Source organism: Micromonospora tarensis (genome assembly GCF_016803395.1).
Taxonomy (GTDB): domain Bacteria; phylum Actinomycetota; class Actinomycetes; order Mycobacteriales; family Micromonosporaceae; genus Micromonospora; species Micromonospora tarensis.
Genome location: NZ_JAEVHL010000303.1, coordinates 1 through 6,778, shown reverse-complemented (window position 1 = coordinate 6,778; position 6,778 = coordinate 1). Strand labels below are relative to the sequence as shown.

Annotated in this window: 4 protein-coding genes and 3 pseudogenes; 2 read left to right on the top strand and 5 right to left on the bottom strand. The window is 71.9% G+C overall.

What is annotated here, in order from left to right; all coding sequences use genetic code 11:
* Window positions 1–12 precede the first annotated feature (12 nt).
* A pseudogene (locus JM949_RS32125) lies at window positions 13–848 on the bottom strand (NUDIX hydrolase).
* A gap of 84 nt (window positions 849–932) precedes the next feature.
* On the opposite strand from JM949_RS32125, the gene JM949_RS32120 reads away from it, so the two are divergent.
* Window positions 933–1,901, top strand: coding sequence for a Gfo/Idh/MocA family protein (locus tag JM949_RS32120; protein ID WP_203151843.1), 969 nt, complete (start codon window positions 933–935; stop codon window positions 1,899–1,901).
* 50 nt (window positions 1,902–1,951) lie between these two features.
* Here JM949_RS32120 and JM949_RS32115 read toward each other — a convergent pair whose 3' ends face one another.
* From JM949_RS32115 to JM949_RS32100, 4 genes and pseudogenes are all read right to left on the bottom strand, one after another.
* Window positions 1,952–2,959, bottom strand: coding sequence for an inorganic phosphate transporter (locus tag JM949_RS32115; protein ID WP_203151842.1), 1,008 nt, complete (start codon window positions 2,957–2,959; stop codon window positions 1,952–1,954).
* A gap of 4 nt (window positions 2,960–2,963) precedes the next feature.
* Complete coding sequence (locus JM949_RS32110; RefSeq protein WP_030327784.1) at window positions 2,964–3,590, bottom strand: DUF47 domain-containing protein; 627 nt, start codon at window positions 3,588–3,590, stop codon at window positions 2,964–2,966.
* Between the two features lie 128 nt (window positions 3,591–3,718).
* The gene (locus tag JM949_RS32105; RefSeq protein WP_203151841.1) at window positions 3,719–4,660 is read right to left on the bottom strand and encodes a PPK2 family polyphosphate kinase; all 942 of its coding nucleotides are present in this window, start codon (window positions 4,658–4,660) and stop codon (window positions 3,719–3,721) included.
* 89 nt (window positions 4,661–4,749) lie between these two features.
* Window positions 4,750–5,255, bottom strand: a pseudogene (locus tag JM949_RS32100) (DUF402 domain-containing protein).
* Between the two features lie 101 nt (window positions 5,256–5,356).
* Between JM949_RS32100 and JM949_RS32095 the strand changes: the two are divergent.
* Window positions 5,357–6,778 (top strand): annotated as a pseudogene (locus JM949_RS32095) (ATP-dependent DNA helicase); the annotation flags it as partial.

The following is a 6,778-nucleotide window of genomic DNA, read 5'->3' as shown; positions in this document are numbered from 1 at the left end:
GCGGGCGCGGGCTCAGGTCAGGACGAAGCGGGGTTCGCCGGTTCGGCGGCAGGTCCAGGCGTGGGGTGACCGGGGTGCCGGCGGTCCCGATGAGCCGCCGCGCGGGCCACGCCGGCCAGGTCGCCAGCCGCCGCCACCTGGGCCAGCGTGACCAGGGTCGGTGGCAGCATGGTCAGCTCGCCGGCCTGGGCCCGGGCCAGCGCGTCCGCCGGCCGGATCCACAGCGTGTGGTCGGCCTCGCCGGAGACGTCGCGGGTCCGCTGCCCCGCCGGCAGCAGGGCGACGAAGAAGTACGTGTCGAAGCGGCGCGGCTCGAACTCGGGAGTGATCCACCGGCTCCACGGCAGCAGCAGATCCGACCGGAGGGTGAGCTGACGGTCCGCGAGCAGCGCCGCGAAGCCCAGCCGACGCCCCTCCAGGTCCTGCCGAGCCGCCTCCCAGTCGTCGCCGCTGACATCGCCCACCACCGTCGCCCGGTCCGGGCCGGCGAGCAGGACGCCCGCCTCCTCGAAGACCTCCCGCGCGGCGGCGCAGACCACCGCCTGGGCGGCGCCCGGCACCACCCCGAGCCGGCCCGCCCACTCGTCCGGTGTCGGGCCGGCCCAGTCCAGGTGCGCCTCGGAGTCGGAGCGGTCCACCCCGCCGCCGGGGAAGGCGTACATCCCGCCGAAGATCATCGCGGCGACCCGGCGGATGACGTACACCTCGAAGTCGGTCTCGGTCGGACGCAGCAGCAACACGGTGGCCGCGACCCGCGGCGTGGCCGGGACGCCACCCTCGGCCTGGAACCGGCGGGCGTGCTCGACCAGGGCGGCCGGGGCGGCGAAGCCGTCGCTGTCGATCGTCATGCCGCGAGCCTAGTTCCCTGACCCGGCACCGCCGGGCACGCGTCCGGCAGCGGGCGGTTCACCTGGCTCGGCTAGCGTTTCGGCATGACTCGTTGGGGCATCCTGGCCACCGGCCACATCGCCAGCCGTTTCGCCGAAGACCTCCGGTTGGTGCCGGACGCCGAGCTGGTCGCGGTCGGCTCCCGCGCCGCCGACAGCGCGCGGCGCTTCGCCGACACGTACGGCGCGAAGCGCGCCTACGGCTCGTGGGTGGAGCTGGCCGCCGACCCGGAGGTGGACGCCATCTACGTGGCGACGCCGCACTCCGCGCACTACGAGGCGGCGATGACCTGCCTCACCGCCGGCCGCCCGGTGCTGCTGGAGAAGCCGTTCACCCTCAGTCTGGCCACCAGCACCGAGTTGGTGGAGACGGCCCGCGCCGCCGGGGTCTTCCTGATGGAGGCCATGTGGATGCGGACCAACCCACTTGTCCTGCGCGCGGTCGAGCTGATCGCGGAGGGCGCGATCGGCGCGGTGACCGGCGTCCGGGCCGACTTCGGCGTGGCCGGGCCGTTCCCGCCGGAGCACCGGATGCGCAACCCGGCACTGGGCGGGGGCGCCCTGCTCGACCTGGGGATCTACCCGATCAGCCTGGCCCACCTGCTGCTCGGGGTGCCGCAGCACGTCCGGTCCTGGGCGCGGCTCGGCCCGGAGGGCACGGACGAGAACACCGGCATGCTGTTCGGGTACGACAGCGGCGCGCTGGCGACCCTGAGCTGCGGCATGGTCGGCGCGAGTTCGCTCGCCGCCTCGATCACCGGCAGCACCGGTCGGATCGACCTGCCGGAGCCGTTCTTCCGGCCGGGTTCGCTGACGCTGCACCGGGCCGGCGCCGAGCCGGAGACGATCACCGCGGACCTGGCCGGCAACGGCTACCAGTACGAGGCGATCGAGGTGCAGCGCTGCCTCGCCGCCGGGCTGACCGAGAGCCCGCTGGTGCCGCACGCCACCACCCTTGAGGTGATGGCCCTGCTGGACACGGTCCGCGAGCAGATCGGCGTGCGCTACGAGTGACGAGGGAGGCCCCCGGTCGGAACCGGGGGCCTCAGTCGTAACCGGAACGGTCAGCCGAAGAGCGGCCGGACCAGCAGGTAGGTGATGCAGGCGATCAGCGCGGCGGCCGGGAACGTGATGATCCAGGCGAGCACGATGTTGCCGGCGACGTTCCAGCGCACCGCGGAGAGCCGCTTGGTCGCGCCCACGCCCATGATCGCCGAGGTGATCGTGTGGGTGGTGGAGATCGGCGCCTTGAGCACCAGGGCGTTGAAGTAGAGCACCGCGCTGGCGACCGTCTCGGCGGCGAAGCCCTCCGGCGGCCCCAGGTCGATGATCTTGCGCCCCAGGGTGCGGATGATCCGCCAACCACCGGCGTACGTGCCGAGGGCCAGCATGGTCGCCGAGGTCCAGAACACCCATCCGGGGATGTGCGTCTTGCTCTCCTGGAAGCCACCGGTGTAGAGCGCCAGCACCACGATGCCCATGGTCTTGGCGGCGTCCTGCATGCCGTGGCCCACCGACATGGCGGCGGCCGAGGCGGTCTGCGCCCACCGGAAGCCCCGGTTGAGCTTGCCCGGCTGCCCCTTCCGGAACAGCCACAGGATGGCGAGCATCAGCAGGTAACCGAGGGTGAGGCCGACGATCGGCGACAGCACCATCGGCAGTAGCACCTTCTCGCCGATGTTGCCCCACTGCACGATGCCGCCGGTGGAGAGCAGGGTCGCCCCCACCAGTCCGCCGAAGAGCGCGTGCGAGGACGACGAGGGCAGGCCGAAGTACCAGGTGATCAGGTTCCAGGCGATCGCGCCGAGCACCCCGGCGAAGACCACCCCGAGGCTGTTCACCCCGGTTGGCAGGGTGACCAGCCCGTCGCCGACGGTCTTGGCCACACCGGCGCCGAAGTGGGCGCCGACGAAGTTGCCGACCGCGGCGAGCCCGAGGGCGATCCGGGGGGTCAGCGCCCGGGTGGAGACGCTTGTCGCAATCGCGTTGGCGGCGTCGTGGAAGCCGTTGGTGTAGTCGAACGCCAGGGCCACCGCGATCACCGCCAGTACGGCGATGAGTTCAGGGGACACCGGCTCAGGACTCCTTGACGGCGATGGTCTCGACGGTGTTGGCCACGTGCTCGAAGGCGTCGCAGGCCGCCTCCAGCTCGTCGGCGACCTCCTTCATCTTCAGCACCGTCAACGCGTCGTACTCACCGGAGAAGAGCCGGACCAGCAGCTGCCGGTTGATCCGGTCGCCCTCGTTCTCCAGCCGGTTGCACTCGATCCAGTAGTCCTCAAGATCCTTCATCGACTTCAGCCGGGGCATCGCGTCGGCGGTCAACTTGGCCTGCTGGTCGAGCACGTTCACCATCTCGTGCAGCTCGCGGGGCAGCGCCGGAAGCTCGGTCAGGCCGTAGAGGTAGAGCAGGTCGCCGACCGCCTCCAGGTGGTCCATGACGTCGTCCAACAGCGAGCCGAGCCGGTAGATGTCCTCCCGGTCGAACGGGGTGATGAAGGTCGAGTTGATCTTCTTGTACAGCTCGTGGGTGATCTGGTCGCTGTCGTGCTCGACCTCGGTCAGCCGCTCACTGACGGACTGCACGTCCACGCCGGGCAGGGCCAGCTCGTTGAGCAGCGCGGTGCCCCGGACCAGGTTCTGCGCGGCCCTGGTGAAGAGCTCGTAGAAGGCGCCCTCGGTGGGGCGGAAGGAAAACTTCACAGCACAGACCTCGTCGCGTCGGTGGAAGGGTGGCGGTGCCCAACGGACGCCCGCTCGGTGAATGCTAGGAAACGGCAGATCCGGGAATTCGCCGGCCCACCCCTGGCCAGGCGTCATTCACCGGTCGTTCATCTGTCGTTCATCTCGGCCGCCCCACCCGCACCCGCTCCCCCAGCGAGGAGCCGCTTCCGCTCCCGTGCCACGTCGAAATCGGCAGCCGGATACCCCAGATCGAGCGTGTCGAACGTCTCACGCAGCAGGTGCGCCACCGCCCAGTCCCGGTACCACTTGCGGTCCGCCGGCACCACGAACCAGGGCGCGGCGTCCGTGCCACACCGGCTCAGGGCCTCGGCGTACGCGGCCCGGTAGTCGTCCCAGTGCGCCCGGGAGTCGATGTCGGAGGGGTTGTACTTCCAGTGCTTGCGCGGGTCGGTGAGCCGGTCCAACAGGCGCTTGCCCTGCTCGGCGTACGAGATGTGCAGCATCACCTTGATCAGGGTGACGCCGCCCTTGGTCAACTCCCGCTCGAATGAGTTGATCTCGTCGTAGCGGGCCCGCCAGGTCGTCTCCGGCACCAGCGAACCGACCCGGGCGATCAACACGTCCTCGTAGTGCGAACGGTTGAACATCCCCACGTACCCCGGGGGCGGCAGCTCCCGGCGGATCCGCCAGAGGAAGTCGTGCCGCAACTCCCGCTCGGTCGGCGGCCCGAACGACCGGATGTGCAGGCCCAGCGGGTTCATCGCGCCGGCCACCCGCTTGATCGTGCCGTCCTTGCCGCCGCAGTCCATCGCCTGGAGCACCAGCAGCACCCGGCGGGTGGGACGGTCCGAACCGGTCTTGGCCGTCGCGAACAGCATCTCCTGCTGCCGGCCCAGTTCGGCGCCGACCAGCTCCACCTGCTCCCGCGCCCAGGTCTTGCGGTGTTCAGCGCGTTCCGCCGCCGCCGGCAGGCCGGGCGTGGACCGGGGGTCGATCGCGCCCAGGTCCACCGGTGCGGTGACCCGCAGCAACTCCCGTACGGAGCCGCCGTCCGGTGCCACGATCTGCGGTTGCTCAGGTGCGCTCATGCACGGATCATCACCCACCCACCGGCTTTCCGCCCGCCGAGGCCGGCGCTCGGCGCACCGCTGCCGCCGGCGCCGACCGGACGTCCGGGTCAGACCACCAGGGCCAACCACTTGCGGTACGCGCCGGCGAACGGCTCGGTGCCGTCGCCGAGCGCCCCGAACAGCCGGCGAGCAGCGGCTTCGGCCTCGACCACCACGTCGTCCGGATAACCGAACCGAGCCCGGTGCTCGGCGAACTCGTCCTCGTCGAGCAACTCCACCAGGCCGGTGGCCCGCCGTCGGACGACGTCCAGGTCCAGGTCGATGAGGTGGACCGTGTCGTCCGACTCCCAACGCGCCGGGGTGGCGATGTCGCAGTAGACCTCGCTGGTCCGGGGCGGCGGATTGAACATCGCCGTCCACCAGGCGTGATGTGGCACCAGCAGCACGAACGGGATCTTCTCCACCGACGCCGGCCGTGGTAGACCGACTCGGTGCCCTCGGGCACGCCGAGCCAGATGCCGAGGTCGTCCTCGGTGAGCCGGCGGGCCGGGTAGTCGCGGTGGGCGCTGCCGTCGTACTTGCGGTAGATCACTCGGACCACGTCGCTCGGCATGATTCGCACCCTAACTGATCCTGCCCACGCGACGTAGTGCGGCCGTAACCGGACGGCATCGCCCAGTGCTCAGGCCTGGACCACCGCGCGCCACGCGGCGGATGGGCACGGCCGCTGTCGGCGGCGCCGGGTACCGTCGCACGGTGACTCCGCCCCGCACCGCCACCGGTTCCGCCACCCCGTCGGCCCGTGCCGGGAGCCGGCGCCGGGGTGCCCGGCCCAGCGGCACCGAGCTGCTGGCGGCGGCGGTCGGCGCGGTGCCCGGCGGCGCGGAACGCCCCGGCCAGCTACAGATGACCACGGCGATCGAGGAGTGCGTGGCCAGCGGCGAGCATCTGCTCGTGCAGGCGGGCACCGGCACCGGCAAGTCCCTGGCCTACCTGGCGCCCGCGCTCACTGTGGACGGTCCGGTGGTGGTCTCCACCGCCACCCTGGCGTTGCAGTCCCAACTGGTCGACCACGACCTGCCCCGGCTCGCCGACGCGGTCGAGCCGGTGCTCGGCCGTCGACCCACCTTCGCGGTGCTGAAGGGTCGCCACCACTACCTCTGCCTGGCCCGGCTGGACAACTCCACCGAAGAGGAGCCGGAGGACACCCTCTTCGACGCCCCGGCGGCCCGTCCCGGCGGCGGAACGAAGTGGCTCGGTGAGGCGGGTCGGCTGGGCAAGCAGGTCGAGCGGCTACGCGACTGGGCGGAGAAGACCGCCACCGGCGACCGCGACGAGCTGGACCCGGGCGTCGACGACCAGGCCTGGCGGCTGGTGTCGATGCCGGCCCGGGAGTGCGTCGGGGCGACCCGTTGCCCGTTCGGGCAGGAGTGCTTCGCCGAGGCGTCGCGGGCTCGGGCCCGGGAGGCCGACATCGTGGTGACCAACCACAGCCTGCTCGCTGTCGACATGCTCGCCGACCGGCACATCGTGCCGCCGCACAAGCTGCTCATCGTGGACGAGGCACACGAGCTGGCCGACCGGGTCTCCTCCGCGGCCCAGGCGGAGCTGGTGCCGGAGCTGATCGACCGAACCACCCGACGGGCCCGTACGCTGCTGCGCCCGGAGACCGCCGAGGCGCTCACCGCCGCCGGTGACGCCCTCGCGGTCGGGCTGGCCGAGGCACCGGCCGGGCGGATCACCGCGGGGCTGCCGACGCCGCTGCGCGAGGCGTGCACGCTGCTCGACGCGGCGACCCGCTCGGCGCTGGACGCGATCGGCGACATCAAGTCCGACGACCCCGACCCGGTCCGCAAGCAGCAAACCAAGGCCGCGCTGGACGAGCTCTCCAGCACCGCGCAGCGCTGCTGGAGGAGGCCGACCACGACGTGGCCTGGGTGGAGAAGAACGACAGCGGCAGCCGCCGGGCGCTGGTGGTGGCGCCGTTGTCGGTGGCCGGCACCCTCGCCACTCACCTGTACGACGAACGCACCGTCGTCGCCACCTCGGCGACGCTGGCGCTGGGCGGCCGGTTCGACACCGTCGCCCGCGCCCTCGGGCTGGACGCGCCACCGCCCGCCCCGCCGACCCCCGCCG